The following is a 26,274-nucleotide window of genomic DNA, read 5'->3' on the forward strand; positions in this document are numbered from 1 at the left end:
CTCAGGCTCCGAGCACGCTCTGGCCGCAGACGCGGACCACGTTGCCGGTGACTCCCGCGGAGGCCGGATCCGCGAACCACGCGATCGTCTCGGCGACGTCCACGGGTAGCCCGCCCTGCTGCAACGAGTTGATCCGGCGGCCGACCTCGCGGATCGCGAACGGTACCCTCGCGGTCATCTCGGTCTCGATGAACCCGGGTGCGACCGCGTTGATCCTGATCTGCCGATCGCCAAGCCGCGGCGCGAGCGACTGGACCAGACCGATCACACCGGCCTTGGAGGTCGCGTAGTTCGTCTGGCCGTTGTTGCCCGCGATCCCGGCGATCGAGGCGACGCCGACCACCGAGCCGCCATCGTTCAATGCGCCCGACTCCAGCAGCTGCGCCGTGATCCGCTCGGGCGCGCGCAGGTTGACATCGAGCACCGCGTCCCAGGCGTCCGTCCGCATGTTCGCGAGCCGCTTGTCCCGGGTGATGCCGGCGTTGTGGACGACGATGTCGAGGCCGCCGAGCTCCGCGCCGGCCGCCGCGATCCGTTGCGGGGCGTCGATCGAGGTGACATCGAGCAGCAACTCGCTGCCGCCGATCGAGGACATCACCTTGCGCAGGTCGTTGGCGTTCTGCGGTACGTCGACGCCGAGCACGGTGGCTCCGTCGCGAGCCAGGGTCTTGGCGATCGCGGCCCCGATACCCCGAGCTGCTCCGGTGACGAGGGCGACCTTGTCCGCGAGCGGCGCGGCAGGGCCGTTCCCGACGAGCGGACCCGCGCCGATTCGGGCCACCTGGCCGCTCACGTACGCCGACTTGGGCGACAGGAAGAACCGCAAGGTCGAGTCGAGCTGGTCGTGGGCGTCAGGTGCGACGTAGACCAGGTTGACCGTGGCTCCGCGCTTCACCTCCTTGCCGAGCGACCGGGTGAATCCCTCCAGCGCACGCTGGGCGACCTGCTGCTCGGGCGCCGCCGACAGCTCCGGAGTCCGTCCGACCACGATCACCCGGCCCGCAGTACCGAGCTGGCGGATGACGGGGGAGAAGAACCGCTGCAGCGAGGTGAGGTCCGCGGTGGAGGTGGCGCCTGTCGCGTCGAACACGAGGGCCTTGGGGCGCAACTCACTCGAGGCGACGCCCTCGGCCGCAGTACTGAAGGTGGCTCCGATGTCTCGCAGCAGGGCCTGGATCGCTTTGCCGGTGTCGGTCTCGCTGATCGCGCCGAATACCACCGGGCCGTCGATCACCGACGAACCCTCGGTCCAGCGCGGCAGCGGGGTCGGGTCGGGCAGGCCCAGGTTCTTGACCAGCGTCCGGCCCAGCGGCGTCCGGGTGAAAGTCTGGTAGCGGTCCGTCATCAGTTGCTCCTGCTTCTTCACTTCTCGAGGATGGCGACGACGCCCTGGCCACCGGCGGCGCAGATCGAGATCAGGCCACGGCCACCGCCGTTCTCGTCCAGCTGCTTGGCCAGTGCGGCCACGATCCGGCCGCCGGTCGCGGCGAACGGGTGCCCGGCCGCCAGCGAACTGCCGTTCACGTTCAGCTTGGACCGGTCGATCTCGCCCAGTGGGGCGTCCAGGCCGAGCCGTTCCTTGCAGAAGATCGGGTCCTCCCACGCCTTCAGGGTCGCCAGCACCTGCGATGCGAACGCCTCGTGGATCTCGTAGTAGTCGAAATCCTGCAGGGTCAGACCCGCGCGCGCCAGCATCCGGGGTACGGCGTACGCGGGAGCCATCAGCAGGCCCTCGGCACCCTTCACGTAGTCGACGGCAGCCGTCTGTGAGTGGGTCAAGTAGGCCAGGGGGCGCAGCCCGCGCTCGGCGGCCCACTCGTCGGTGGACAGCAGCACCATGGACGCGCCGTCGGTCAGGGGAGTGGAGTTGCCCGCCGTCATCGTCGCGGTCTCGCCCTTGCCGAAGACCGGCTTCAGCTTGGCGAGCTTCTCGACCGTGGTGTCCGGGCGGAGGTTCTGGTCCTTCTCGAGACCCAGGTACGGCGTGATGAGGTCGTCCTGGAAGCCCCGGTCGTACGCCGCGGCGAGGTTCATGTGGGAGCGGTACGCGAGCTCGTCCTGCGCCTCGCGGGTGATGCCCCACTCGAGTGCGGTGAGGGCGGCGTGCTCACCCATCGACTTGCGGGTCCGCGGCTCGGCGTTGCGCGGGATCTCCGGGATGATCGCCTTCGGCCGGACGCGCGTGAGCACCTTCAGCCGGTCCTGCAGGCTCTTGGCGCGGTTGAGGTCGAGCAGGATGTTGCGCAGGTCGTCGTTGACCGCGACCGGCGCGTCGGAGGCGGTGTCGACACCACCCGCGATGCCGGCCTCGATCTGGCCGAGCGCGATCTTGTTGCCGACCAGGATCGCCGCCTCCAGCCCGGTACCGCAGGCCTGCTGGATGTCGTACGCCGGGGTGGTGGCCGCGAGCTTCGATCCGAGGACCACCTCGCGGACCATGTTCCAGTCGCGCGCGTGCTTCAGCACTGCGCCGGCGACCACCTCGCCGAGCTCCTGGCCGCCTAGTCCGGTGCGGTCGACCAGACCGTTGAGGGCGGCCGTGAGCATGTCGGAGTTGGAGGCGTGCCGGTACGTCGTGTCCTGCCTGGCGAAGGGGATGCGGTTGCCGGCGACAACGGCCACCTTGCGGGTCTCGGTCACGGGTTCTCTCCTGCTGTTCGTGAGGTGGAGCGCCGGGCGGTGGCCTTGACGGTCTTGCCGGTCTTCGTGGTTTCTTCGGCCTTGGTGCTGACCTTGCCGTTTGGGGCGGACCTGGTCGGCCTGCTGCCCGGCGTACCGGCGAAAGCGAGGCGGCCGACGGCGGTGGCGAGGGTCGCGGTGATCGCGGTGGACCGGACGGTGGCGATGTCGGCCTGGTGCACCACCGGGTGACCCGGGATCTTGTCCGGGCCCGGCCCGGTGCGGGACACGATCAGGCCCATCCGGGCCATGTGCATCGCGCCGAGGGTCTGGGTGTAGAGGTGGTTGGCCAGGTAGTCGGTGTCGACCTCGTCGAACACGCCCGCCTTCTGCCCGGCCTTCAGGATGGCCGAGATCCGCTCGAGCGCGGTGGCCATCGCAGTACCGAGCTTGGTCATCACCGGCTCGGTGATCTCGCCGAACAGCTCCTCGCCGGTGCGCCGGAGCAGGCTCATCGCGCAGTCCGCGAAGGCCGGATACTCCAGGCAGAAGTCGACGAAGACCTCGCTGAGTGAGCGCAACCGGTTCATCGGCGCCCGGCGCGGCCCGTCAACGGCCTGCAGCCGCTCGTCCAGCTCGCCGAGGTAGTCGACCAGGGTGAGCGCGAACAGTTCTTCCTTGCCGGCGAAGTGCCGGTAGATCAGCGCCTTGTTGATGCCGACGCGCTTGGCGATGTCGTCGATCTGGGCGTCGATCGTGCCGCGCTCGTCGAACAATTCGCGGGTGGCGCGGATGATGTCCCGCTCCCGGTCGCGCCGACGCTCCGCCGTGGTCCGGCGGCGTCCGATCGCGAGCAGCGCGGAGCTCATGCACCGATCTTAGACACACCGGTACCCCTCGGTGCAAACGATAGTTACACTCGTGGGTAACATCTCTGCCGAACGATCACCCTGCAGCTCGCTCCGGAGGAATCGATGACCATGACCGAGTCTTCGTCAACCAACTCATCTGCGGCCGGTGGCTCTGCCGGCACCGGTGGTGCTGGTGCGGCGCCGGGTGCCGTCGGTGCCGAGGCGGTGTCGGCGGATGTGATGGGTATGGCGGGCGAGCTCGCGGCCGAGCGGTCGAAGCCGGAGTGGCAGTCCTTCAACCTGAACCTCAACGACGAGCAGCGGGAGATCCGTGACTGGGCGCACGAGTTCGCCGCCTCGGTGATCCGGCCCGCCGCGTCCGAGTGGGACGAGCGCGAGGAAACCCCGTGGCCGGTGATCCAGGAGGCCGCGAAGATCGGCCTCTACGGCATGGACGCCAGCATCAACCTCTTCATCGACCCGTCGGGCTTGCTGATGCCGCTCGTCCAGGAGGAGCTCTTCTGGGGTGATGCGGGCATCGGCATGTCCCTGGTCGGTACCGGGCTGGCGAGCTCCGCGGTGTTCTCCAACGGCACGCCCGAGCAGTGGAGCCAATGGTTGCCCCGTTGCTACGGAACGCCCGATGACGTTCGTGTCGCCGCCTTCTGTTCGTCGGAGCCCGGTGCCGGTTCGGACGTATCCGCCATCCGCACGAAGGCGACGTACGACGAGAAGACCGACGAGTGGGTGATCAACGGGCAGAAGGCCTGGGCCACGAACGGTGGAATCGCCGACATCCACGTGGTCGTCGCCAGCGTCGACCCTTCACTCGGCAGCCGGGGCCAGGCGGCGTTCGTAGTACCGAAGTCCGAGGTTCGCGGGCTGGAGCAGGGGACCAAGCTGAAGAAGCACGGGCTGCGCGCGTCGCACACCGCAGACGTGTTCTTCGACAACGTGCGGATCCCGGCAGCCAACGTCCTTGGTGGCAAGGAGAAGTTGGACGCTCGGCTGGCGAAGGCGCGCGAGAACAACGGCTCGGCCTCGCGTGGCAACGCCTCGATGGCGACCTTCGAGATGACCCGGCACATCGTTGGCTCCCAGGCGATCGGCATCGCGCGAGCGGCGTACGAGTTCGCGCTGGACTACGCCAAGGACCGCGAGCAGTTCGGCCGCCCGATCATCGACAACCAGGGCATCGCCTTCAAACTCGCCGACATGGCCACCGAGATTGACGCCGCCCGCCTCCTCGTCTGGCGCGCCGCCTTCATGTCCGCCGCCCTGATGCGCGGCCAGCAACCCGACTACCGCAACGGCGAGGGCTCGATGGCCAAGCTGAAGGCGTCCGAGGTCGCAGTCAAGGCCACCGAAGAAGCCATCCAAATCCTTGGCGGCAACGGCTACACCCGCGAATACCCGGTAGAACGCATGCACCGAGACTCAAAGATCTACACCATCTTCGAAGGCACCTCAGAAATCCAGCGCCTGGTCATCTCCCGGGCGATCTCAGGTATGCGCATTCGCTGACGTTTCCGCAGGTCAGAGGCCCATTCCAAGGTCTTCGGGATGCGGCCCGCCGTCCGACTCCCTGGTGTGAATAGGGGAGCGGCCGGCGGCCTGTTCCGTCACAGTTCCGTGAGAGGGAATGGAGAAGAGGCGAGCCAGCCGGGCATCCACCGCCTTCCGCGCCCGCTCGTGGGAGGACGGGAGCATGTGGGTGTACAGGCGGAGGGTAAAGCCAGGATCTCCGTGGCCTAGGTACTCGGCGAGTTCTTTGATGTTGACGCCGTCGGCCAGGGTGATGCTCGCGTAGTAGTGCCGCAGCGCGTGCATGCCGGTGTCGCGGTTGGTTTTGTAGTGACGCCGGCCGCGTGCGTCCTTCGTCGGCATCGGGATTACGCCCGCCTTGGCGAGCGCTGGCTTCCAGACCAGCTCGTCGTACGTGCGAGCGCGGAGGTGTTGGTCGTCCGTCCACCGGAACAGAAGCTTCACCGTGAGCGGCTTCCCGTCCAGCTTCTCCCACGGCAGGGTGTACGGCCGGGGTTTGGCTGCCTCGATGTGTTCTTTGAGTGCCAGAGCCGTCCCTTCAGACATCGGCACTGGCCGCTCGGTGTCATTCTTCGGCAGCGCGAACACGAAGTCCCTGCCTAGCTTCTTCACTTGCCGGCGTACGTAGATGACCATCTCGGCGAAGTCGATGTCTTGCGTGGCAAGTCCGAAGAGCTCGCCCTGACGTAGCCCACATGCCGCGCCGACGGACGCGATCGGCCGGTCTAGCGGTGGATGGCATTCGACGATCCTGAACACGGTCTCATCGCTCCACGCAACGACCCTCCCGGTCTTCTCCGCTGGGACCTTCACGACTCCTGCCTTGGCTGGATTCCGTTTGATCGACTCGTCGTCGACCGCGAGTTCCAACGTGCCGTGCAGAACGATGAACGCGGTGCGTGCCGTCGATGATCCGAAGCGCGCGTCCAGATCCGCGATCCACCCGGCGATCTCCGACGGCTTGATACTCCTCAACTGCCGCGGCCCGAAGACCGGAGCAACGTGTAGCCGCAGCGATGACTCATACCTGATCGCGCTGGCCGGATCTATCACGCGCGACTTCAGCCATCGTTCGGCAACCACCTCGAACCGGACCTTGCCGGCGTTCGGATCGATGTACTCCCCACGCGCCCGATCCGTCTCCATCGCCGCCGTATGGCGCTCGGCAGCCACCTTGGTGCTGAACACCTGTGTCCGCTCGTTCCGCTCCGGATCCAGCCATCCAGCCATCCACCGCTTCCCCCGCCCCCACCTCTTGCTCCGCTCCCGCACGACCGTGCCATCCGCCTGCTTCACCGGATGGGTCCACAGATCCTTCACATAAGCCATCGCCCTCGCGCCTTCCAGCCGACTGCTCAACCCTTGAGGCTCAACGTGTGGGCAGCTTGCGGAAGGAACCCTGACTGGCTAGCCGTGAAGCTGGACGCTCACCAGGCATGTCCGACCTGACGCACCGACTGAAGACAACCGCGGATGGAGACACGCCTGAGTCGCGCATCTGGGTCCGGAGGTGCTCTGACCGGAGCGATGGCACCGCAAGAGTGGGAGCAGTGGTCAGCGCGCCGTCGCTGACACATCACACGCCACGCAGGCCCTCGGCGCGGCGGTCGTTCGTGGGCCCCGCCGACAGGAGATCCAGAGCCGCCTTTTAGAGAATTGAGTGCCTGACCTGCATGTTTGTGTGGTGCCCCGGCAGGATTCGAACGTGCGACGCACGGTTTAGGAAACCGACGCACCACACCGACATGCGCCCCTCCAGGTGTAACCAGGCAACTGCAGTTCGGTCGATCTTGACTTCAGTCGACTCCGATCGACAGCTCTTTGTTCCCACGGCGTTCCCACGCTGAGCTGCTGAGCCGGAGCCCAGTTCACGCCGCTCTGAGATGCGGCTGAATCGGGACGAGAGGGGTGGTCATCCTGCACGCGGGCATCGCCGCCTGAGTCCAGGGATCGACGCCGAGATCGCGTCGTATCTGCTTGACGAAGGCGGCGGACAACCTGATGTGACCACCCTCGTGGTCGTCGGGCTTGTCGCCGCGCATGCCAGCGCTGAGCCAGGCGTACATCGCCTCGGTGATTCGTGTGGCCTCTGGCGTCCCATAGACGTTGAACGTCATCGGCACCGTGGGGCGGAGGACAATTGCCTGTAGGTGTGGCTCGTTCGAGTGCGCCCCGGCGTAAGGGGGTGACGCCATGGTGGCTCACTTCGGCATCGGTCTTCGCTTGATGGCGGCGGCATCGACGGTTCTCGCGGTGGGCTGCACCTCGGCTGGTGAACACGCGGCACCGCCTTCCGGGTCGGCGGCCACCGTCGCCCTGGGGGTCGCGTCTCGGTTTCCCGACCCGGCAGCCAGCCCGTTCCCCGCGGAGAGAGTTGCCGCGTTGCAGGCCGTTTTGGACCGGGTCGTCAGCGACCACGCCTTCTTCGCCGGCAAAGGTGCCCCCGGGCTGACCGCGGCGGTGTTGACCGACGAGGGTTCCTGGATGGGTGCGGCCGGCAGGGGCGGCGACGGGCGGCTGCTGGTGCCGGAGGCGATGATGGGGATCGCCAGTATCTCCAAGACCTTCACCGCGGCCGAGGTACTGCACCTGGCCGCCGCCGGGAGGTCGACCTGAACGCGCCCATGTCCACCTACGTCGAGCACCGGTTGACCGGCAACGGCGCAACCGTCCGCCAGGCGCTCGACATGCAAAGCGGCATCCGCTACCACGAGCCTGACACCCTGGCGCTGCTCGCCGCGGTCATGGCCGCTCCCGGTCGGGACTGGACGCCGCAAGACTCCCTGGCCTCTCAGAAGGGCAAACCTTCGGCACCCAGTGGTGGCCCCGCCTACAGCGACGCCAACTACTGGTTGCTGGGCCTTCTGGTCGAGAAGGTCACCGGGCGATCGTTGGCCGAGGCGCTGCGCGCCGACCTGCTCGACCCGGCAGGTCTTGACCGCGTGGCGGTGCAAGACGTCGAACGACCCACGCCACCGCTGGTTGCGCCACCCGGCCGCCTGCGCCTGAGACCTGACGGCTACCTGCCGTGCCGGGCGCTCGCCACCGCGGGGGGCGCCGCAGGAGGCATGGCCGCTGACGCGCCCACCCTGGCGCGCTGGGGCTACCGCTGTACGGGGCGCGGCTGCTACCAGCCGAGACGGTGCACGCGATGATGACACAAGACACTCCCGGCACCGTCTTCCCAGAGGTGGGCTACGGCCTCGGCACGATGCTGTTCCTCACAGACCTGACCCAGACCACCGTCGGACACACCGGAAGATCGCCGGCCTACAGCACCATGCTGGCCGTCATCCCATCCCGACACCTCGCGGCCGCCATCCTGATACCCGACCAAGACCGCAATACCGAGGCCATCATGCAGGATCTCTTCGCGGCCCCTCGGTAGGCGCCTTGGAGCCCGTCTTCCGCGAACGTCCGCTACTAGCCGCGATCCGGTGTAGTTACCCCAATGCTCGGTTACCAACCGGACCGCCTTGGCCTTGGTCTGCTCGTCGTACTTGCTCGGCATGAATGCCACCTTCCCAACGAAGGACGCGTGCATCAAACCCGGGGTGGTTCAGTTCCCGCTGTGATGACAGGTCGCGAAGTCAGCCGACGATGCAATCGGCGGTGTGCAGTGGTCCTGTGAGTCCCTGTGCCGAAGGGTGGGGCCGACCAGGAACACCCGGTGGATCTCGCGGTCTGTACAGCGGTTTGATCGCGGTCCTCAGCCCACGTGGATGCCTGGTCTCCGGGCGGGGTCCGATTCGTGCTGGCGGATGATCTCGCGTACGACGGGCGCGGTGTCACCGCGGCCAAGGATGAGGTAGCGCAGCAGGTGGCTGAGCGGATTGCCTTCGGACCACTCGAAATGACATTGCGGCATCACTTCAGTGGTGTCGCGCAGTGCGAGGAGGATCGCGGCGATGGCGTTGGGCACGGCGGGGCTGTCGGCCCGCAGTACGCGGTGACCATCGACCTCGACCCCCTTCACCCGCAGCACGTCACTGAAGGTGGAGGGGTCGACTACGTCAATCTCGAGGAACAAGATGTCTGTGCGGTGGGGGACTGGGTCCGTGGCGCGGACGTCGCCCTCTTTCGCGGCGTACTCGGCTGCGTCGCCGGCCTGCCGCTGGTTGGCGATCAGGTTGAGGATGCCATCGTGGCGATCGAGTCGGTGAGGAATCCGCGGGCCGCGTCGTCGAATTCGATCCGATCAGCGCGCAGTTCGGTGGTGCGCGAGACCCGCGAGATCAGCGAGACGGTGATGATGCCCGCGATGAACAGGCCGGAGATGGCGATGCCGTCGGGCTTCTCGATGATGTTCTCGACCAGCGCATAGAGCAGGATCAGGGTGAGGACGGCGAAGGCCAGGGCCGCGCGCCGTTGCCCACGCCGCACGGCAGAGATGGTGACCGCGACGGCGCCGGAGACCATCATCACCAGGATTCCCGTGGCGTACGCGCCTGCCTGGGCGTCGACGTCGGCCCCGAATGCGATCGTGATGGCGACACTGATGGCGGTGTAGACCAGCACCACAGGGCGTACGGCTCGGCCCCATTCGGGCGCCATTCCGTAGGCCGGGAGGTAGCGGGGGCACGATGTTGATCAGGCCGGCCATGGCCGAGGCGCCCGCGAACCACAAGATCAGCACGCTGCTGATGTCGTAGGCGGTGCCGAAGACTTCGCCAAGCTTCTCGTGCGCGAGGTAGGCCAGGGCCCGGCCGTTCGCCGCGCCGCCGGGCTCGAACTCCTCGGCCGGGATGAGCACGGTCGTGATGAAGCTCGTCGCCAGCAGATAGACGCTCATGATGAGTGCCGCGGCGGTCAGCAACTTCTTCGTGTTGCGGATCCGGTTGGCCAGCCGCTCTTTCGCGTCCTGGCCGTCGGCGGCGACCAGCGGCATCATGCTGACCCCGGTCTCGAAACCGGACAGGCCCAACACGAGCAGGGGAAAGGCCACGACGGCAGGTCCGACGACTCCGCCGAATCCTTCGCGGCCCTCGGTGAGCGCGTCGACCCAACCGGAGAACGCGCCGGGAACGGTGGCGACGTCGTAGAGGCCGACAGCCACGACGACGGCGTTGAGGCCGAGGAAGATCGCGACGAGAGGTATCGCGACGCCGACTGCCTCGCTGAAACCCATCAGGAACACGGCGCCGAGGATCAGCAGCAGCACCACGGTGACGGCGACTTCCTGGCCGTGCAGGAAGTCCGGTGTGTAGGGGTTCTCGATCAGATGGACGGTCGCGTCAGCTGAGGAGAGCGTGATGGTGATGATCCAGGAGGTGGCAACGAAGCCGAGCAGAATCAGGACGAACAGCTTGCCCCGCCAGAACGGAAGCAGATGCTCCAGCATCGCGATCGAGCCCTGGCCGTGAGGGCTCTCCTTGGCCACTCGCCGATACATCGGCAGCATGCCCAGGAGGGTCAAGGCGACGACCAACAGGGTTGCCAGCGGGGACAAGGCACCGGCGGCAAGTGCGGCGATCCCGGGCAGATAGGACAGTGTCGAGAAGTAGTCGACACCAGTCAGGCACATCACCTTCCACCATGCGTGTGGGGTCGCGTGCCCTTCGCCCGCCTCCGGGCCGACTGGCTGCACGCGGTGCTCCAGGAGCCAGCTGGCCGGCCCGCGGGTATTGGCACATGGCTCGCGCGACCCTTGGACGGTGGCCGGCACGATGTACTTCTCTGGTGTCGTCACGCGAGCAGGATGCATGACTTGCGGGCCAGGTCGTAGTCGGTGTTAGAGACTTGTGAGAAGGCCGCCGGTTCGGGCAAGCAGCGGCTATATTCCGGCGGTGCGCATAGGAGTGACGCTCTGGATCATCGCCATGATGCTCACCGTCACAGGTCTGGTTTCAGCTCTGCGCTATCGAGTCGTCGTCGGCGCCATCCTCATTGGCACTGGCCTCGCACTTGGCCTGTTGAGCAGCGGCTATCTGGGCTGAGAACGGGCGAGGTGGAGTTCGCTGCGGATCAGGGTGTCGAGTCGCCGCCAGGCTGGGGAAGAGGCGTTGACCGCGCCTTGGATCAGTTGGGGGATGTCTGATCCGGTGTCGAGGCCAGGCAACTCGCCGGTTCCGTATCTGCGTGCCGTCGCCTGAACGATGTGCCGGGCGAGGTCGACGAGGTACGGATCGCGCGGATCGAGGTCATGGGCATCATCACGCTGCTGTTCAGGGCCGGCGTGGACGCGCAGGGTGGCCGAGGGGAACCCGTTCCACTTCCTCTTCCGCTACTTGAACTCCGGCGAGGGCGATGTACCACCAGTCACCCGCGAAGTCCTCCGCCGCGCCGAACCCAACCGCTCCAAGCGCCCCTGGGTCCACGTGGGCTGACGACCTGCGACAGGCCGTCAAGGCCGCGTCAAGATCGGTGGCCCTGGTGTTAGAAAGGCGTCAAGACAGGAACTGCGTCGCACCCGGTCGGGTTGGCTTGGGGTTGTGAGTAGTCGGATCCTTCAGGTGCCCAAGCGTCTTCTGGTGGGTCGCCCGATCCGCAGCGCGCTGAGCAGCGAGCAACTGCTGCCCAAGAGGCTCGCCATGCCGGTCTTCTGCAGTGACCCGCTGTCGTCGAACGCCTACGCGACCGAAGAGATCCTGTTGATGCTCAGCCTCGGCGGGCTGGCGTTGTTCCATCTGACCTGGTGGGTGGCCGGGGCAGTCATCGTGCTGCTGCTCGTGGTCGTCGCGTCGTACCGGCAGACCTGTCACGCTTATCCGAACGGTGGTGGCGCCTACGCGGTGGCCGGCGCGAACCTCGGCCGAGACGCTTCGCTGATCGCCGCGAGCGCGCTCCTGGTCGACTATGTGCTGACTGTCGCGGTGTCAGTCGCCGCGGGCGTCGCGAACATCGTGTCGGCCTTCCCGGCACTGGTGCCACACGCGGTCTCGGTGTCGATCGGGCTGGTCGCCGTACTGGCGTTGATCAACCTGCGCGGCGTCCGTGAGTCGGGCACGATATTCGCGATCCCGACATACGGCTTCGTGATCAGCGTCTTCATCATGATCGCTATGGGCCTGGCCCGGATGGCCGGCGGTGACACGCCCGCGGCGGAGTCGGCGTCGTATGGAATCCGGCCGGATCACCAGGCGACTGGGCTGCTGCTGGTAGCCCTTGTGCTGCGGTCGTTCGCCTCCGGCTGTACTGCGCTGACCGGCGTCGAGGCGGTGAGCAACGGTGTACCGCACTTCAAGAAGCCCAAGAGCGACAACGCGGCCAACACGCTGGCGATCATGGGCGGGCTGACCGTCACCATGTTCGCCGGGCTCACCGCGCTCGCGCTCGCCACCCACGTGCATGTCGTGGACGACACCGCCCGGCTGATCGGTGCGCCCGACGACTACTCCCAGCGGACCGTGATCGCCCAGCTGGGTGCGGCTGTGTTCGGCGGCGACTCGATCTTGTTCTACGTCGTCCAGGTGTTCACTGCGGCGATCCTGGTGCTTGCGGCGAACACCGCGTTCAACGGGTTCCCGATCCTCGCGTCGATCCTGGGCGGCGACGGCTACCTGCCGCGGCAGTTGCACCGGCGCGGGGACCGGCTCGTGTTCAGCAACGGCATCGTCATCCTCGCCGCGCTGGCCGGCCTGTTGATCTGGGCGTTCGACTCGAGTACGACGCGGCTGATCCAGCTGTACATCATCGGTGTATTCGTGTCCTTCACGCTCAGCCAGTGGGGCATGATCCGGCACTGGACGGCCCGGCTCAGGCCATCCGACGGCAGCCTCGCACCGAGCGGGGCCGCTCGGCGATCGATGCACCGCGCCCGGCTCATCAACGGCGTCGGTGCGGTCGTCACCGGCCTGGTGCTGATCGTCGTACTCGTCACCAAGTTCACCCACGGGGCGTACATCGTGGTGATCGCGATGCCGTCGCTGTACCTGCTGATGCGCGGGATCCAGCGCCACTACGGCCGGATCGCGATCGAGACCAGGCCGAGGCCGGGCGGGGTGACGCTGCCGGCGCGGATCCATGGCGTCGTCCTGGTGTCGAAGCTGCACGAGCCCACCCTGCGCGCCCTGGCATTCGCCCGCGCCACCCGCCCGACCACCCTGACGGCGGTGACCGTGGACCAGAACCCCGACGAGACCGAGGCCCTGGTCCGGGAGTGGGATGAGCGGCAAATCCCGGTTCCGCTCAAGATCCTCAACTCGCCGTACCGCGACATCACCGGACCGGTGCTTGCCTATGTCAAAGACATCGGCACGAAGAGCCCTCGCGACGTGGTGTGCGTCTTCATCCCCGAGTACGTCGTAGGTCATTGGTGGGAGCAACTACTGCACAATCAGAGCGCACTGCGACTCAAAGCACGGCTGCTGTTCCAGCCGGGCGTGATGGTCACCAACGTTCCATGGCAGATGGGCTCCTCCGGGGCTGTGCGAGGGCGTTCGGAAGCGAATGCTCAGGTGGTGTCCGCTGGGGGTGGCCAGGCGAGCGACACCCCGAAGTCTGCTGTGTCACGCTAAGCAATGTGGCGCAGAGGGACAGTACAGACTCCGCTGGTGGTCGGAGAGCGTTGCCGCGCCTGGCGACCGGTTTGTCCCCGGTACGGCGATCAGCCGGACTCGCGGCAGGCGTTGTCGGGCTACCGATCGTCACTACCGTCCTCGTCGAACTCCGCTCGCAGCTGTCCCTCGAAAGCGTGCTACTGCTGTACCTGCTCGCGGTCGTCCTCGTCGCCGTCATCGGTGGCATCCTGCCGGCCGTTGTCGCCGCTGTCCTGTCGGTCCTGCTGGCCAACTACTTCTTCACGCCGCCCTTTCACACGCTCTTCGTGGAACAGCGCGACAGCGTGGTCGCGCTGATCGTGTTCGTACTCGTCGCGCTCACTGTCAGCGTCACGGTGGACCTCGCCGCACGACGACGAGTGGCTGCCGTCCGAAGCCGCATGGAGGCGCAGATGCTCTCCGACCTCGCCGCACAGCCTGTGACGAAACGATCGCTGGAAGGCGTCCTGGAACAGGTGCGCGACACGTTCGCGATGACGTCGGTGGCGTTGCTGGTACGGCGCGGCGAGCACGACGAGATCGGCGCGATCGTCGGCCCACCTCTGCACGGCCATCCCACCATCACCGCCGCAGCAGGGCAAGGCCTCCGCCTCGTTGCTGAAGGCCCCGAACTGTTCGCCGAGGACCGCGGCCTGCTGAACAGGTTGGCGATCGCCGCGGCACGAGCTTGGGACACCCAGCAGCTCGCCGGCGAGGCCCGCGGACTGGCAGAGATCGACCGGCTGCGCACCGCACTGCTCGCCGCGGTCGGCCACGATCTGCGCACGCCGCTGGCCGGAATCAAGGCGGCCGCGTCCACGCTGCGGCAGAAGGACGTCGCCTGGACGGAGGCGGAGCGGGCCGAGCTGTACGAGACCATCGAGGAGTCCGCCGACCGGCTCGACGATCTGATCTCCAACCTGCTGGCGATGAGCCGCCTGCAGGCCGGTGCAGTTTCGGTCCACCTCGTCGCGACCGCCCTCGACGAGGTCGTCGCCAGGGCACTGATCCACCTCCACGGCGACGGTGTGCAGGTCGACGTGCCCGATGATCTGCCCCTTGCGCTGATCGATCCCGGACTGCTCGAGCGTGTCATCGCCAATCTGGTAGACAATGCGCGCCGCTACTCACCGCGCGGCACCGCGGTCCACGTGCACGCGTCGGTCGAAGGGCCAGGATCGGTTCTGCTGCGCATCGTCGACTCAGGCCCTGGCGTCGCCGCCAAGGACCGGGACCGAATGTTCGCGCCGTTCCAGCGGCTCGACGACCGATCCGCGGGCGGAGTCGGCCTCGGACTGGCCTTGGCCCGCGGCTTCACCGAGGCGATGGGCGGCAGCATCACGCCCTCGGACACGCCCGGTGGCGGACTCACCATGACCCTTTCATTGCCGGTGGCAACATGAGCCGGGTACTGGTCGTCGAGGACGACGCGCAGTTGCTGCGGGCTCTCAGGATCAATCTGCGCGCCCGGCAGTACGACGTCGACGTCGCCCCCGACGGAGCAACCGCGCTGTCCGTCGCGGCCCGCTTTCCACCGGACCTTGTGATCCTGGACCTCGGGCTGCCCGACATGGACGGCGTCGAGGTCGTGCACGCCCTGCGCGGCTGGTCCTCGGCGCCGATCCTGGTGCTGTCTGCACGCGGCGCACAGGCGGAGAAGGTGACCGCGCTCGACGCCGGCGCCGACGACTACGTCACCAAGCCCTTCGGCATGGACGAACTACTCGCCCGCATCCGCTCCGCGCTGCGCCGCGCAGCCCCGGCCGACACCGCCCCGATCATCCGTACGGACGCGTTCACCATCGATCTCCCCGCCAGACGGCTGACCACCGACGAAGGCGAGGTCCGGCTGACACCGACAGAGTGGCACCTGCTCGAGATCCTGGTCCGCAACCCCAACAAGCTCCTCAGCCAGCGACACCTGCTCAACGAGGTGTGGGGACCGTCCTACGAGACCGAGACCAACTACCTGCGCGTCTACATCGCACAACTGCGGCGCAAGCTCGAGCCCGATCCCTCCCGCCCCAGACACCTCCTTACCGAACCCGGCATGGGCTACCGCTTCCAACCGTGACGAACTGCCTTCGCCCCAGTCCGGCGGCGCAGCAGGATCTAGTCGAGCAGCCGATGCAGCTCGTCCCCCGCCTCGTCGTACCCGGCATCCCGGATCCGCCGCAGTTCCAGGGATCCCCAGTTCGTCATAGCCCCATCGTCCACGATTGCCGCTAGGACAAGGTCAAGAATGTCCTCATGCTCATAGGACAGCTGGCTGGAGACGATTATCGCCTCGGCCGGGGTATCCGGGAAAGCAGGTCAGGCTTCCACCGCTGATGAATGCTGCCCGACGGACCGGGCTGCGTGTTGACTCTGCCGGCACTCGCTCGACGCGGGTCCAGCCCCGCCAGCGGGGTGAAGTTCTTCAACTGGATCGGCACCATGTGGGGCGGCTCGATCTCGTTCGACACCCCGATGCTGTGGTCCGTAGGGTTCCTCACCACCTTCCTGTTCGGCGGCCTGACCGGCGTCATCCTCGCCTCGCCCTCGCTGGACTACCAAGTCTCTGACACGTACTTCGTGGTCGCGCACTTCCACTACGTCGTCTTCGGGACCGTGGTGTTCGCGATGTTCGCGGGCTTCTACTTCTGGTGGCCGAAGATGACCGGCCGGATGCTCGACGAGAAGCTGGGCAAAGTGCACTTTTGGTTGCTATTCATCGGCTTCCACACCACGTTCCTCGTGCAGCACTGGCTGGGCGTGGAAGGCATGCCGCGCCGCTACGCGACGTACGGCGCCGACGAGGGGTTCACCACCTTGCATGAGGTGTCCAGCGTCGGGGCGTTCCTGCTCGGCGCGTCCACACTCCCGTTCCTCTACAACGTCTACAAGTCGCGCAAGTCGCCGCTCGTCGCCGTCGACGATCCGTGGGGCTGGGGCCGGTCGCTGGAATGGGCCACCTCTTCGCCTCCGCCGCGGCACAACTTCGCCGCGCTGCCGCGGATCCGATCCGAGAGCCCTGCCTTCGACCTGCACCACCCACACGTCGCGATGTCGGAATACCCGGACAGCGGCGCGCCGCCAGACAACCTGCTGGACGCAGGAGAAGACGAAGGCCGACTCGAGAACCTGAAACAGTCAAAGGACGACCAGTAGGCGTCAGTTCGGTAGAGCGCGTGCTGCCAGTCAAAGGTCAGGGAGAGCGGGTTCGGCGATGGACAGCCTCACATTCGGCGGTACCGCCACGACTCTGTTGCGGCTGGGAGCGTTCACCGTCTTGACCGACCCCAACTTCCTGCACCGTGGGCAACGTGCGTAATTGGGTAAGGGCCTGCGGAGCCGGCGCCTGACCGAGCCAGCAATGCAGCCGGGCCGACCTTCCGCGACTCGACGCCGTCGTCCTGTCCCAACTGCACGGTGATCATTTCGATCGGATAGCACGCCGGGAGCTGGATCATTCGGTGCCGCTGGTGACCACCGTCCACGCTGCCACCCGGCTGAAGCGGTACGGGTTCGCGGCTCAGGGACTGCTGCCGTGGCAGGTCCATGAGCTGAGGCGAGGCGAAGAGGTGCTAACGATCGAAGCCCTCCCCGCCATCCACGCGCGGGGTCTGCTGGCGGGCCTGCTGCCTCCGGTGATGGGCTCGCTGCTGGTCCATCGGACCGGCGGATCTGTGCGCCGACGGATCTACCTGAGTGGAGACACTCTGACCGGAGACCACCTGGACGAGATCCGGAAACGCCACCCGGACATCGACACGGTGGTGATGCACCTTGGTGGCACCCGTTTCCTTTTCCACACCGTGACGATGGACGCCGCACAAAGCGTGGACATTCTCCGGCGAGTTCGTCCCCGGTTAGCCGTGCCCGTGCACTACGACGACTACCGCGTCTTCAAGTCCTCGTTGTCGGACTTCCTCGCGAGCGTCGAGATGGATGACGAGAACTGGTGCATCTCGGCTCCTGGCCGCGGCGAAACCTTGCGACTGCCCGATGTCACCCGAGGCAGCTAGATTCCTGACGGCCGGGTGGGTTGGCCGTTGTATCCGCGACTATGCACGCTTTGGCGCGCGACAGTCGAGAGTGCCATGCGGAGGGCGCAGGATGTACTCGCTGAGCGCTCGGCACAGGTGCCCCACGCAGCCATATGGATGACTGTTGCTCGGGGGGCTTCGTCCCTCCTACCGCCCTCAGCGCTTTCGCGCGCGCTTAGCCTTTTTCTTGGCGGCTGTCTTCTTCCCGTCCGCTTTCTTGCTGCCTGACTTCTTTGTCGTCCGCGCGGTGACGTTCTTTTTGGCGGCTCGTGCTTTCGCTTTCACTGTGCCTTTGACGTCCTGGACGGTCGAGTAGGTACCGAACAGCGCCGGGTCCGGAGCAGGAGCGGTGCCCGGCCCACCCAGTGGTTCGGGATCGATTAGGTATTCCAGTGGATCGTCGCCTTCGGTCCATCCGCCTTTCGGTCCTTCGGTGCCGTCGGACAGACCCCAGATGGTGTGGTTGTGAACTTGGTCTTCCTCATCGAAGAAGGCGTTGGGGACGATCGGGGTCTCGAGCCCGTCGGTCTCGAGTTCCTCGATCGCTTTCAGCCACTGCTTCTGGTGGACGGTGTCGCGGGCGAGGTTGAACTGGAGCATCGCCTTGACGCCCGGATCGTCCGTCATGTTGTACAGCCGCGCGGTCTGCAGCCGCCCCTGTGCCTCGGCGGCCGCGTTGGCCCTGAAGTCGGCAAGCAGGTTGCCGCTGGCCACGATATAACCGCCGTTCCAGGGCACTCCCTGGCAGTTCGCCGGGAGTGCACCGCCGCCGGCCATGATCGCTTGCAGCGGATCCATCCCACCCAGCATGGCGGCCATCACCGGATCCTGGACCGCCTCGGCAGTCATCGTGGCCGGTGCGCCTTCGAGCAACCGGGCCACCATCGTCGCCAGCATCTCGACGTGGCCGATCTCCTCGGTCGCCGTGTCCATCAACAGATCCTTGTACTTACCCTCCATCCGGCAGTTCCAGCCCTGGAACAAGTACTGCATCGTCACGCTCATCTCGCCGAACGCGCCACCGATCAGCTCCTGCAACTTGCGTGCGTACACCGGATCCGGACGCTCTGGCTTTGCCTCGAATTGCAACCGCTTGGTGTGCCGGAACATGGAGACTCCTCGGTCGAGAACACCGTGCACCACGAGGTCGTGACCACGGTCGGTTCGGCCCCCGGTACCCCCGGGATCTCCGTCAACACGACGGGCCAAGACTCAAAGACGGTTTGTTTCGCGCCGGGCGACATCGTCGGCTGACCGGAGAGTCGTGGTACGACTCGATTCTGGTCGACGCCCTGGGCGAAGCATCAGGGTTGACTTCGAACCACCCAGATCAACCCAGCGCGTTCCCTGGGTCCTTGAACGCCCGGACGCGGCTTCGTCGACAACCTGGTGACCGTCGCCTCGCCCTGAGCCCTCGATGCTCAGCGCGACATCGGTGTGGATCCCCGCGCGGTGTGGTGTGTCGCTGTGACTCCGGCCACGTCCATCAAAGCGAGCGCGGCGAACAAGGCCAGCACCAGGTCAGCAACGCCATCTCTGCGGACACGGACTTCCCCGTCAGCTATCGCAGGATCGGACCTGCGAGCTCTGTTCCCCGTGACGGTGCGCGATCGACGGTTGTTTCGGCTACGTGAGTACGCCTATGCAGTTCGAGCACCTGATACTCAGCAAGCTGCAAGGGGCTCGCACCGTTAGCGCCTGGTCGGCGTCGCTGCAGTCGGAAGTCGCATCGGTCACCGGTGACGACGCGGCCATGTCGGTGATGGGCGTGGGCGCCGCGCCCCGGGCAACCCCGGGCAGACGGCGGGGCCCGGCGCTGAAGGGGATCAGTGGCCACTCGCCGTCGGAGCGTCCGTCCAACCAGATCTCGGGCTCGAAGTGGTTCGCGAATTCCAGCGCCTGGTCGTCGCGATGGAACACCGAGGTGACGATCGCGAACTCGGTCCCGGCGGGCGCAGTACCGGCAGCCCACTCGGTCGGCGCGACGCTCTCTCGCAGTACGACGAGTGTGGTCGGCCACAGGCGCAGGGATTCCTATACTGCGGCGCCCGCGTGGGCGAGCAGCGGCGACTCCTGCGGGTGCTGGGCTTCCTGGACGATGGGATCGGCGTACTCCGGACGCGCTGCGAGCAACGCGAACAACCGCCAAAGGGCTATTCCTGCTGCGTCGAAGGCGAACAGCCAGTGCGGAACCTGACCCGCCGGGTCGAGGTCTCCGCCTGGGAGTTGGGTGAGAGCGCCGGCGAGGCTGCCTGGTTCGGCCCGGTTGACGTACTCGTCCAACCGGGCCTGAAAGCGGCGCCGAGCCGAGGCGTCTCTCAGGTGGAGCTCGGCCCAGTTGGCGTCTGGGCGCAGGGAAGTCGAGCAGCCGGGTCAGCTCGAGGTCGTCGGCCGCCGAGTCGCCAATCACGATCCGGCGGACGATCGGCGACCAGATCGCCCGGAACTCCGTCCAGCCCAGGGTCGCCTCGAGCCGATCCAGCTCTTCAGCGATCACTTCAACCATCTGGTGGCCGTTGCGGTGTACCGGCTGGTGGGAGTCGAGGACCTGCTCGTTGAGCTGCCGGCGCGCGCCACGGAGGGGGGATCGGTAACGAGTACTGCGTGAGGCTGGAAGCGCCGGAGGTCGCCGACCTTCTCGGTGGCTGCCGCAGAACTCGGTCATCGTCCAAGTCGCTCGGCCAGCCGCGGACGGCGGAGGATCGGGCCTTGGGCCACCACCGGGAGAAAGATGTCACGAACAGCGCGCCCGGTGTCCGCGATCGAGGCAGTCGGCAAGCTGGATGACATGCAGTTCTGGTGCCCCTCGTCGCGATCGGGCAAACCGGTTTCGCGGGGTGGGGCGAGGGTACCGGCGGCGCATTGTCGGCGAAGGGACTGGACCATGGGTGACTACGAGGCGTCGACCACGGTGGATGTCGCCGCCAATGTGTTGTTCGAGTACCTGGTGGACGTCGAGCGGTTGCCCGAGTACCTGCCGCAGATGACCGAAGCGCACCGGAGCGGTGGGGACAAGGTTGCGGTCGAGGCGGTGATCCACCCTGAGGGGGAGCCTGAGCGAAAGGTGTCGGGCGAGGCATGGGTGGAGGTTGTCGAGGACGGGAAGAAGTTGCGTTGGGGTGCACCTGGGCCGCATGAGTACCACGGTGAGCTGGACGTCGACTTTGTTGCCGACGGCACCTCGACGCTCACGGTTCGGCTGCACACGGATCATGCCGAGGGCTCGTCCATCGAGGACGATCTCGAGCACACGCTCGCCGGGATCAAGTCCACCGTCGAGAAGGAGGCGGCGAAGCCGTCCGCGTAGGAGGTGCGGTCTTCATGCGACTTGGGTTCAAGCTGATCGCGGAGGCGTTCTCGCCGACCGAGATCGTCGATCAGGCCGTCCGCGCCGAAGCGGCCGGGTTCGATTTCGTCGAGGTCAGCGACCACTTCCAAACGTGGGTGTCGGAGCACGAACACTCCGGCTTCGACTTCTCGATGCTCACTGCCATTGCGGTTCGTACGTCGCGGATCGAGCTCGCGACGGGTGTGACGTGCCCGTTCATCCGCTTTGGTGAAGCGCGTCGATGTTGACGACCGCAAGATCTATGTTCGATTGCACCAAGGCGGCGGCCAGGTCTGGCGCGGTGGCCGGTGTTAGTCACCTCGCGGCCGGGCTGTCGTGGCTTGTTCGGCGGCCGGTGTCTTGGCTGCCGAGGCGCGTTGGGCGTTGATTTCGGCGCCGAGGAGGACGGCGAGGGAGGACAGGTAGAAGAACAGCAGAGCGGCCATCGGTGTGGCCACCGGCCCGTACACGCTGACAGTGCGGAACGCGAAGGCGAGGTAGGCCCGGAGCGCGATGCTCCCGACCAGCCACAGGGACATCGCGACCATGGCGCCGGGCAGGTGCGCACGCCACCGGGTGCGAGTCGGTACGGCGAGGTGGTACATCGTGGTGAGGAGCAGGACGGACAGTGCGGCGATCCCGGGCCAGTACGCCACGGCGAGGCTGGTCTGCACCAGGTCGTGAGCGCCGCCCGGGACGATCCGCAGCAGGACCCGCGGTCCGGCCACCAGCAACGGCAGGAACACCGCCCCGACGACCAGTGCCGCCAGGTAGAGACCGAGCGCCAGCAGCCGGCTATGGACGGCGCCGCGGTGGCTGCGTTGACCGTAGGCGATGGCCAGGGCGTTCACGTAGCTGCTAATCGCCGTCGAGCCGGACAACAAAGCCAGCAGGAAACCGAACGAGGCGACGTCTGCCCGGCCGACGGTCAACACGTCATGCACGACCGGCCGGATCAGGGTCGTTACGGCGTCTTCGGTGACCACACGGGCGGCGACGTCGAGCACCTGCTGTTCCACCGCCGGGACCAGCCCGGGATCGAGCGGGGTGGTCAGGTAGCCGACCAGGCCGAGCAGGCACAGCAGCAGCGGCGGCATGGACAGCAGCGTCCAGAACCCGGTCTCCGCGGCCAGGCCCAGCACCCGATGCCGCCAGGCGCTCGCCGCGGCCCGCCGGGGCAACGCCGCGGCCCGGCCGACCCGCGCCACCACCGGCTCCGCCCACCGCGACCACCACAGTCGGAGGATTGGCAGAACCTCGCGCGCGCCGCGCGCCGTACGGTCACGCTGGTGGGCGGCGAACCGCCGCACCGAGCTCACCGGGTGCATCGCCGAGGCGCCTATCGCGCTGCTGTCGGTGGCGTGGGCGGTGAGCCCGGATCACCGGATGGGTGTTCGGGCTCGGCGGGTCGCCGAGACCGACCCCCCCACCGCCGCCGCAGTTGTCTGCCGACGCCGGATGCCCAGGCAATGCCTCGAGAGCCCGCCGAGCCGGGAGTGCCCGCGGTCGCCGCGGTGCCGTTGCCGGCTGGCTGGGCGCGTAGCACCGCGGCGGTGGGGGTCCCCCAGGGTTCCATCAGCAGGTGACGGCGCAGATAGATCACGGTTTCGCGGGCGATAGCGGCAAGCGGCAAAGCGACCAGAGCACCGGTAATGCCGTGCAGGTGTCCGCCGAGCAGGAGCGCGAAGATCACCACCAGCGGGTTGATCCGCAGGCTGTGGCTGAAGACCTGCGGCGCCACCACGTGGCCCTCGAGCTGTTGCAGGACGACGAACAGCAGCACCAGCCACAGCGCCGTCAGCGGCTCGCCCTGCAACAGCGCAACCAGTACCGCCGGCGCCGCACCCAGAACCGGCCCGAGATAGGGGATCAGCTCCATCAGGCCGTAGAACACGCCGAAGAACACCGCGTAGGTCTTCCCGGCGGGAAAGATCCCGAACGCACCGAGCAGCCACAGCGCGGCCCCGGCCGACAGCCCCATGATGAAACTGAACGTGAGCTGTCCACGGACGTAGCCAGAGACCGCGCGCTGGACCCGCGTCGGATAGTCATCCTCGGCGCCGCCGGCGCCCGGAGGCATCAGGTTGCGGGCCAGCGCACCGATCTGCTGACCGTAGAGCAGCATGTAGATCACGATCACCAGAATCAAAATCAGCACGAAACCGGCCTCGACGATCGTCGTGACCAGGTCGCGGGTGAACGCGACCACATCACCGGAGCCCTGCAGGATCGAGGCCTGCAAGGTATCCAGCGCGGTCTCGCCGGGGCGTTTGATCTGGATCCCGATGCCGCGCTCGTCCAGCCATCGCTGCAGATCCGCCAGGGACGCGTTCGCCGAGCCAATCAACTGGGGCAGGTCGGCCTGGAACTCCGACACCTGCGCGGCCACTGGCCGCACCAGCAACGCCACCGCACCGGCCAGGGCGGCGAAGAACGCCACGAACATGACAGCGATCGCGATCCCACGCGGCACCCGGACCCGCTCCAGCAGGATGACCAGCGGGTTGACGATCAAGGCAATCACCGCTGCGATCAGAAAGATCATCAATACCGGCGCGGCTGCCCTCGCCAGAGCCGCCAAAGCGAACAGCGCGACGGCGACGACGATCGCCTGCACCCACCGCGGCACTACCACCGGCTCGACCCGGACCGTTGCCGAGGCGTCTTCGGGCGGGGCCGACGCGTCTTCGGGCGGGACCGACGCAGCGCCCTCCTGCGAGAGGGCCTTCTGGGACTGCTCGATCTGGGAATGGGTGGCCTGAGAATCCTGGCCGGGGAGCCGCGGCGACGCCGTATCGCCCAAGGGCCTGTCGTGCTCACTAGTCATCGCATCCACCACCACACCTCTTGGCCCCAGCGGGTGCCGCGACCCAGCGTCCCGGTACCCACCCCAGATGGCTGCGTACCCGGTCACCAGGCCACGGGGCGAACCGCGCCGAGGCGACCTCAGTCCGGCTCCAAACGAAGCCGCAGCAGGCGCTGCGCTCCCCGCGTGGCGGCCACCGATCATCCATTCCAGCGACTAGTGACGTATGCAGTTCGTCGGGCACACACTGAAAGAGATCGACCTCACCAGCGCCGATCAGCTTCTCGGCCGGGAGGTAGCGATGTATCGCAGGCATTCGGACAGGCGCCAAGAGATCGCCGAACCAGCACAGAGTCGGCGAGGACGGTCCAGAAAACGATCGCCCATTCCGGTCGAGGAACAAGAAGCGCAGCTCGATCGCCGACTTGTCCTCGCCCGAATCCGGGCCTGGAGCCGCGTTAGGTAGAAGAGGCAAGCCGCGATCAGGGGCCAGGACACGTTCTGCGGTGACCGGCCGTCTCCGCCGGGCCGTTGGTAGCTCGGCCGAGAGGGCCATTCACCGCCTCGGGGGACGGTCGCTCATCCCTCAGGTGGAGGTGGTCGGACGAGCCGCCGGCTCCCCTCATGGATCGGGGCCGCCCGACCACCAGCTGCGGAGGAGGCGCGTTGTGGCCTGTGCCGCTGGATTCCATCAGCGGCCGTACGGTGGGACGGGCCGCTCGGCGATGCCCCCTCAGGCCGCCAACAGCCCGCCCTAACACTGGAGGAATCGCGGGTGGCTCGACATTGAGGCCGTGCACCCTGGCCGCCGCCCCTCGCGGGGACCATCCCTCCGCTGGATTAACCGTGCCCAGGCTGCGCGATACCAACCCTTGGCGGTCGATAATCGGTGTCCGCGTCGTCAGATGCGGTCTGGGTACAGGGAGGGATGGCGGTGGTGCCTGGTGACGGCAGCCGCTGGGCGATTCCCGGCCTCAACCCCTCCATCCCAACCGAGGCTGGGAACCGCACGTGCGCTTTCCATCTCGCCCGGGTCGGTCACGCCGGGCAAAGCGATGAGGGAGGTGTAGGCGTGGACCTGACGATCAGCAGTGTGGCCCTGGCCGGCCGCGTCGTGCTCACGTTGGCCGGAGCGGCCGCAGAGGAGACCTTGGAGGGCCTGCGGGACCTGGTAAACGGGTTTCTGAGCGCGGGCCACCGAGACCTTGTGATTGACGTGAACGAGGTGGACTTCATCGACTGCAGCGCGATCGGCGTACTGGTCTGCAGCCAGACCCGCGCCCGCCGGGCGGGTGGATCCTTGGTGGTGGTCTGTGCCCGGCCCCCCACGCTGAGGCTGTTCGACCTGACCGGCCTGACCCACGCCTTCGAGATCCACCCCGACGTCGAAACTGCTCTACACGCCGTAGACCATCCCGCGAAAGTCGTCACCATCTCCGCCGCCATCGCGGTCACCATGGCCGGGCTGGTCACTGCGGCGTGGGTGCTGGGATTCATTGCCGGGCTCTAGTAGCGGTCATGTCGCCGCCGGTGACAGGTGCCGTGTGGCGCGTGCACCGCGACTACTCTGCTGGTGGTCCGACTCCGTCGGTCGACATCATCGATGTCGTTCGACCAGCACCTGATCGAACAGATCCTGCCTGTCTGCGTGAGCGCCGAGGAGCCTCCCAGGGGCCAACAGTGCCAGCAGTGGCGATGGCGCTGGGAGCCGGCCGAACTCGCCTCGATGCCGGACGCTGAACTGTCTGGCCTGGCGGGCCAGCTATCCGCCCGCAGAAGCAACCCGGCCCCGATCAGGCTGTGCTGGTGTCGATCGGGCGCTGTGCGGGACGAACCGCAGACCCGCCATCCGGTCTCCATCGCATCCTGGATCAACAACGGTGCGCGCGCCGCCAGGGACCCTGCCCGCTATCTCCCAGCCCGGCAGGAACCGGTCGACAGCAATCGCCCGACGCGGGACACCAACTTGTTGAACGCGGTCCTGTACCCGCCGTGTGTGGTCACGCGGCCGGTGACGCGCACTCCCGACCGGAAGGGGTGTGTGGATGCCCGAACCCGGACCCTGAGCAGTGCAATTGCCAGCTCAGCGAGTGCGCCACGCCTTACCGGCGTGCAGATTGACGACTCTGCTGCCGGGTACCGCTGAGGCATGTTTCCTGCAGAGAACCTACGCGACTGGCAAGGCCAGAAGGTCATCGACCACGACGGCGACAAAGTCGGCGAGTTGGAGGCGGTCTACGTCGATACCTCCACCGACCAACCAGCTTTCGTGACAGTCAAGGTCGGCATGGTCGGGCGCCATCGGCTGGTGTTCGTGCCCGTGGAGGGCGCCACTGTCACCCCCACCACAGTCCGGGTGCGCTACCCCAAGAAGGTCATCCAGGACGCGCCGTCCATCGACACCGACGGGGAGCTGACCGGCGCCGACGAACCCAAGGTCTTCGCCCATTACGACCTTCCCTACACCGCAACCACCGTCGGCGAGCGCCGCCTAGGCCGACGCTGAGGGCCACCTTCCACTGCGGAGACCCTGAGCCCGGCCTCGGAGTGCCACCGCGCGACGCGACATCCATGACGCTTGGGCAATCTAGCCATTCGTAGAAGCAGACGGGGTATCACT

General features: G+C 67.0%; 24 protein-coding genes and 1 pseudogene. 14 read left to right on the top strand and 11 right to left on the bottom strand.

Annotation, left to right across the window (positions count from 1 at the left end; all coding sequences use genetic code 11):
- Position 1: 1 nt before the first annotated feature.
- The 3 genes from EV648_RS28655 to EV648_RS28665 are packed head-to-tail and all read right to left on the bottom strand — an operon-like array spanning position 2 to position 3,488.
- On the bottom strand, positions 2 to 1,366 hold the full coding sequence (locus EV648_RS28655) for a 3-oxoacyl-ACP reductase (RefSeq protein WP_370452747.1): 1,365 nt from the start codon (positions 1,364 to 1,366) through the stop codon (positions 2 to 4).
- On the bottom strand, positions 1,363 to 2,640 hold the full coding sequence (locus EV648_RS28660) for an acetyl-CoA C-acetyltransferase (protein WP_132298233.1): 1,278 nt from the start codon (positions 2,638 to 2,640) through the stop codon (positions 1,363 to 1,365). Before EV648_RS28660 ends, EV648_RS28655 begins: the two co-directional genes overlap by 4 nt.
- Complete coding sequence (locus tag EV648_RS28665) at positions 2,637 to 3,488, bottom strand: TetR/AcrR family transcriptional regulator (RefSeq protein ID WP_132298234.1); 852 nt, start codon at positions 3,486 to 3,488, stop codon at positions 2,637 to 2,639. Before EV648_RS28665 ends, EV648_RS28660 begins: the two co-directional genes overlap by 4 nt.
- Before the next feature lie 111 nt (positions 3,489 to 3,599).
- On the opposite strand from EV648_RS28665, the gene EV648_RS28670 reads away from it, so the two are divergent.
- Positions 3,600 to 4,994 carry an acyl-CoA dehydrogenase family protein gene (locus EV648_RS28670; protein ID WP_241995661.1) on the top strand — a complete coding sequence of 465 codons (1,395 nt, stop codon included), beginning with the start codon at positions 3,600 to 3,602 and terminating at the stop codon, positions 4,992 to 4,994.
- 12 nt (positions 4,995 to 5,006) lie between these two features.
- Here EV648_RS28670 and EV648_RS28675 read toward each other — a convergent pair whose 3' ends face one another.
- Together EV648_RS28675 and EV648_RS28685 are read right to left on the bottom strand one after the other, a co-directional pair.
- The gene (locus EV648_RS28675; RefSeq protein WP_158294089.1) at positions 5,007 to 6,287 is read right to left on the bottom strand and encodes a site-specific integrase; all 1,281 of its coding nucleotides are present in this window, start codon (positions 6,285 to 6,287) and stop codon (positions 5,007 to 5,009) included.
- Between the two features lie 596 nt (positions 6,288 to 6,883).
- Entirely contained in the window at positions 6,884 to 7,132 is a 249-nt protein-coding gene (locus EV648_RS28685) for a hypothetical protein (RefSeq protein ID WP_132298236.1), read from the bottom strand.
- A 76-nt stretch (positions 7,133 to 7,208) separates the two neighbouring features.
- On the opposite strand from EV648_RS28685, the gene EV648_RS45310 reads away from it, so the two are divergent.
- Genes EV648_RS45310 through EV648_RS44830 form a run of 3 tightly spaced genes read left to right on the top strand, consistent with a single transcriptional unit; the run spans position 7,209 to position 8,403 of the window.
- Entirely contained in the window at positions 7,209 to 7,631 is a 423-nt protein-coding gene (locus tag EV648_RS45310) for a serine hydrolase (protein WP_132298237.1), read from the top strand.
- Positions 7,632 to 7,639: 8 nt separating this feature from the next.
- Positions 7,640 to 8,170: a serine hydrolase gene (locus EV648_RS44315; RefSeq protein WP_132298238.1), complete on the top strand. Its 531-nt coding sequence runs from the start codon at positions 7,640 to 7,642 to the stop codon at positions 8,168 to 8,170.
- The gene (locus EV648_RS44830) at positions 8,167 to 8,403 is read left to right on the top strand and encodes a serine hydrolase (protein WP_132298239.1); all 237 of its coding nucleotides are present in this window, start codon (positions 8,167 to 8,169) and stop codon (positions 8,401 to 8,403) included. Before EV648_RS44315 ends, EV648_RS44830 begins: the two co-directional genes overlap by 4 nt.
- Positions 8,404 to 9,213: 810 nt before the next feature.
- On the opposite strand, the gene EV648_RS28705 is transcribed toward EV648_RS44830, so the two are convergent.
- On the bottom strand, positions 9,214 to 10,704 hold the full coding sequence (locus EV648_RS28705) for a hypothetical protein (RefSeq protein WP_241995662.1): 1,491 nt from the start codon (positions 10,702 to 10,704) through the stop codon (positions 9,214 to 9,216).
- Between the two features lie 97 nt (positions 10,705 to 10,801).
- Here EV648_RS28705 and EV648_RS42750 point away from each other — a divergent pair, with 97 nt between their 5' ends.
- The 6 genes and pseudogenes from EV648_RS42750 (at position 10,802) to EV648_RS28740 (ending at position 17,499) form a co-directional block, all read left to right on the top strand.
- Positions 10,802 to 10,951: a hypothetical protein gene (locus EV648_RS42750; RefSeq protein WP_158294090.1), complete on the top strand. Its 150-nt coding sequence runs from the start codon at positions 10,802 to 10,804 to the stop codon at positions 10,949 to 10,951.
- 516 nt (positions 10,952 to 11,467) lie between these two features.
- Positions 11,468 to 13,471: an APC family permease gene (locus EV648_RS28720; protein WP_199234870.1), complete on the top strand. Its 2,004-nt coding sequence runs from the start codon at positions 11,468 to 11,470 to the stop codon at positions 13,469 to 13,471.
- Positions 13,357 to 14,895 (top strand): ATP-binding protein, encoded by a 1,539-nt coding sequence (locus EV648_RS28725; protein WP_132298240.1) that lies wholly within the window; start codon positions 13,357 to 13,359, stop codon positions 14,893 to 14,895. Before EV648_RS28720 ends, EV648_RS28725 begins: the two co-directional genes overlap by 115 nt.
- Positions 14,892 to 15,566 (top strand): response regulator, encoded by a 675-nt coding sequence (locus EV648_RS28730; RefSeq protein WP_132298241.1) that lies wholly within the window; start codon positions 14,892 to 14,894, stop codon positions 15,564 to 15,566. The genes EV648_RS28725 and EV648_RS28730 overlap by 4 nt, the downstream gene beginning before the upstream one ends.
- A gap of 329 nt (positions 15,567 to 15,895) precedes the next feature.
- A pseudogene (locus EV648_RS28735) lies at positions 15,896 to 16,642 on the top strand (cbb3-type cytochrome c oxidase subunit I); the annotation flags it as partial.
- Positions 16,643 to 16,896: 254 nt separating this feature from the next.
- The gene (locus tag EV648_RS28740; RefSeq protein ID WP_241995676.1) at positions 16,897 to 17,499 is read left to right on the top strand and encodes an MBL fold metallo-hydrolase; all 603 of its coding nucleotides are present in this window, start codon (positions 16,897 to 16,899) and stop codon (positions 17,497 to 17,499) included.
- A gap of 177 nt (positions 17,500 to 17,676) precedes the next feature.
- On the opposite strand, the gene EV648_RS28745 is transcribed toward EV648_RS28740, so the two are convergent.
- From EV648_RS28745 to EV648_RS28755, 3 genes are all read right to left on the bottom strand, one after another.
- Positions 17,677 to 18,630: a manganese catalase family protein gene (locus EV648_RS28745; RefSeq protein WP_132298242.1), complete on the bottom strand. Its 954-nt coding sequence runs from the start codon at positions 18,628 to 18,630 to the stop codon at positions 17,677 to 17,679.
- 516 nt (positions 18,631 to 19,146) lie between these two features.
- Positions 19,147 to 19,548, bottom strand: coding sequence for a cytochrome P450 (locus EV648_RS45315; RefSeq protein WP_132298310.1), 402 nt, complete (start codon positions 19,546 to 19,548; stop codon positions 19,147 to 19,149).
- A 6-nt stretch (positions 19,549 to 19,554) separates the two neighbouring features.
- Positions 19,555 to 19,803 carry a hypothetical protein gene (locus EV648_RS28755; protein ID WP_132298243.1) on the bottom strand — a complete coding sequence of 83 codons (249 nt, stop codon included), beginning with the start codon at positions 19,801 to 19,803 and terminating at the stop codon, positions 19,555 to 19,557.
- Positions 19,804 to 20,404: 601 nt separating this feature from the next.
- Between EV648_RS28755 and EV648_RS28760 the strand changes: the two genes are divergently transcribed.
- Both EV648_RS28760 and EV648_RS28765 read left to right on the top strand, forming a co-directional pair.
- The gene (locus tag EV648_RS28760; protein ID WP_132298244.1) at positions 20,405 to 20,827 is read left to right on the top strand and encodes an SRPBCC family protein; all 423 of its coding nucleotides are present in this window, start codon (positions 20,405 to 20,407) and stop codon (positions 20,825 to 20,827) included.
- 14 nt (positions 20,828 to 20,841) lie between these two features.
- The gene (locus EV648_RS28765; protein ID WP_241995663.1) at positions 20,842 to 21,096 is read left to right on the top strand and encodes an LLM class flavin-dependent oxidoreductase; all 255 of its coding nucleotides are present in this window, start codon (positions 20,842 to 20,844) and stop codon (positions 21,094 to 21,096) included.
- A gap of 63 nt (positions 21,097 to 21,159) precedes the next feature.
- Here EV648_RS28765 and EV648_RS28770 read toward each other — a convergent pair whose 3' ends face one another.
- Positions 21,160 to 22,176 (bottom strand): YihY/virulence factor BrkB family protein, encoded by a 1,017-nt coding sequence (locus EV648_RS28770; protein ID WP_132298245.1) that lies wholly within the window; start codon positions 22,174 to 22,176, stop codon positions 21,160 to 21,162.
- 11 nt (positions 22,177 to 22,187) lie between these two features.
- Positions 22,188 to 23,675, bottom strand: coding sequence for an AI-2E family transporter (locus tag EV648_RS28775; RefSeq protein ID WP_241995677.1), 1,488 nt, complete (start codon positions 23,673 to 23,675; stop codon positions 22,188 to 22,190).
- 1,051 nt (positions 23,676 to 24,726) lie between these two features.
- Here EV648_RS28775 and EV648_RS28780 point away from each other — a divergent pair.
- Complete coding sequence (locus EV648_RS28780) at positions 24,727 to 25,164, top strand: STAS domain-containing protein (RefSeq protein ID WP_158294094.1); 438 nt, start codon at positions 24,727 to 24,729, stop codon at positions 25,162 to 25,164.
- Positions 25,165 to 25,803: 639 nt separating this feature from the next.
- On the top strand, positions 25,804 to 26,160 hold the full coding sequence (locus EV648_RS28785) for a PRC-barrel domain-containing protein (protein ID WP_132298248.1): 357 nt from the start codon (positions 25,804 to 25,806) through the stop codon (positions 26,158 to 26,160).
- The last annotated feature ends 114 nt before the right edge of the window (positions 26,161 to 26,274 follow it).

Source organism: Kribbella sp. VKM Ac-2568 (assembly GCF_004345365.1).
Taxonomy (GTDB): domain Bacteria; phylum Actinomycetota; class Actinomycetes; order Propionibacteriales; family Kribbellaceae; genus Kribbella; species Kribbella orskensis.

Excerpts from the sequence above, each read along its gene's own strand:
- EV648_RS28665 (WP_132298234.1), bottom strand. The coding sequence starts at position 3,488 with ATGAGCTCCGCGCTGCTCGCGATCGGACGCCGCCGGACCACGGCGGAG.
- EV648_RS28670 (WP_241995661.1), top strand. The coding sequence starts at position 3,600 with ATGACCGAGTCTTCGTCAACCAACTCATCTGCGGCCGGTGGCTCTGCC.
- EV648_RS28685 (WP_132298236.1), bottom strand. The coding sequence starts at position 7,132 with ATGACGTTCAACGTCTATGGGACGCCAGAGGCCACACGAATCACCGAG.
- EV648_RS45310 (WP_132298237.1), top strand. The coding sequence starts at position 7,209 with ATGGTGGCTCACTTCGGCATCGGTCTTCGCTTGATGGCGGCGGCATCG.
- EV648_RS44315 (WP_132298238.1), top strand. The coding sequence starts at position 7,640 with ATGTCCACCTACGTCGAGCACCGGTTGACCGGCAACGGCGCAACCGTC.
- EV648_RS44830 (WP_132298239.1), top strand. The coding sequence starts at position 8,167 with ATGATGACACAAGACACTCCCGGCACCGTCTTCCCAGAGGTGGGCTAC.
- EV648_RS28725 (WP_132298240.1), top strand. The coding sequence starts at position 13,357 with ATGGCAGATGGGCTCCTCCGGGGCTGTGCGAGGGCGTTCGGAAGCGAA.
- EV648_RS28730 (WP_132298241.1), top strand. The coding sequence starts at position 14,892 with ATGAGCCGGGTACTGGTCGTCGAGGACGACGCGCAGTTGCTGCGGGCT.
- EV648_RS28745 (WP_132298242.1), bottom strand. The coding sequence starts at position 18,630 with ATGTTCCGGCACACCAAGCGGTTGCAATTCGAGGCAAAGCCAGAGCGT.
- EV648_RS28760 (WP_132298244.1), top strand. The coding sequence starts at position 20,405 with ATGGGTGACTACGAGGCGTCGACCACGGTGGATGTCGCCGCCAATGTG.
- EV648_RS28765 (WP_241995663.1), top strand. The coding sequence starts at position 20,842 with ATGCGACTTGGGTTCAAGCTGATCGCGGAGGCGTTCTCGCCGACCGAG.
- EV648_RS28770 (WP_132298245.1), bottom strand. The coding sequence starts at position 22,176 with ATGCACCCGGTGAGCTCGGTGCGGCGGTTCGCCGCCCACCAGCGTGAC.
- EV648_RS28775 (WP_241995677.1), bottom strand. The coding sequence starts at position 23,675 with ATGACTAGTGAGCACGACAGGCCCTTGGGCGATACGGCGTCGCCGCGG.
- EV648_RS28785 (WP_132298248.1), top strand. The coding sequence starts at position 25,804 with ATGTTTCCTGCAGAGAACCTACGCGACTGGCAAGGCCAGAAGGTCATC.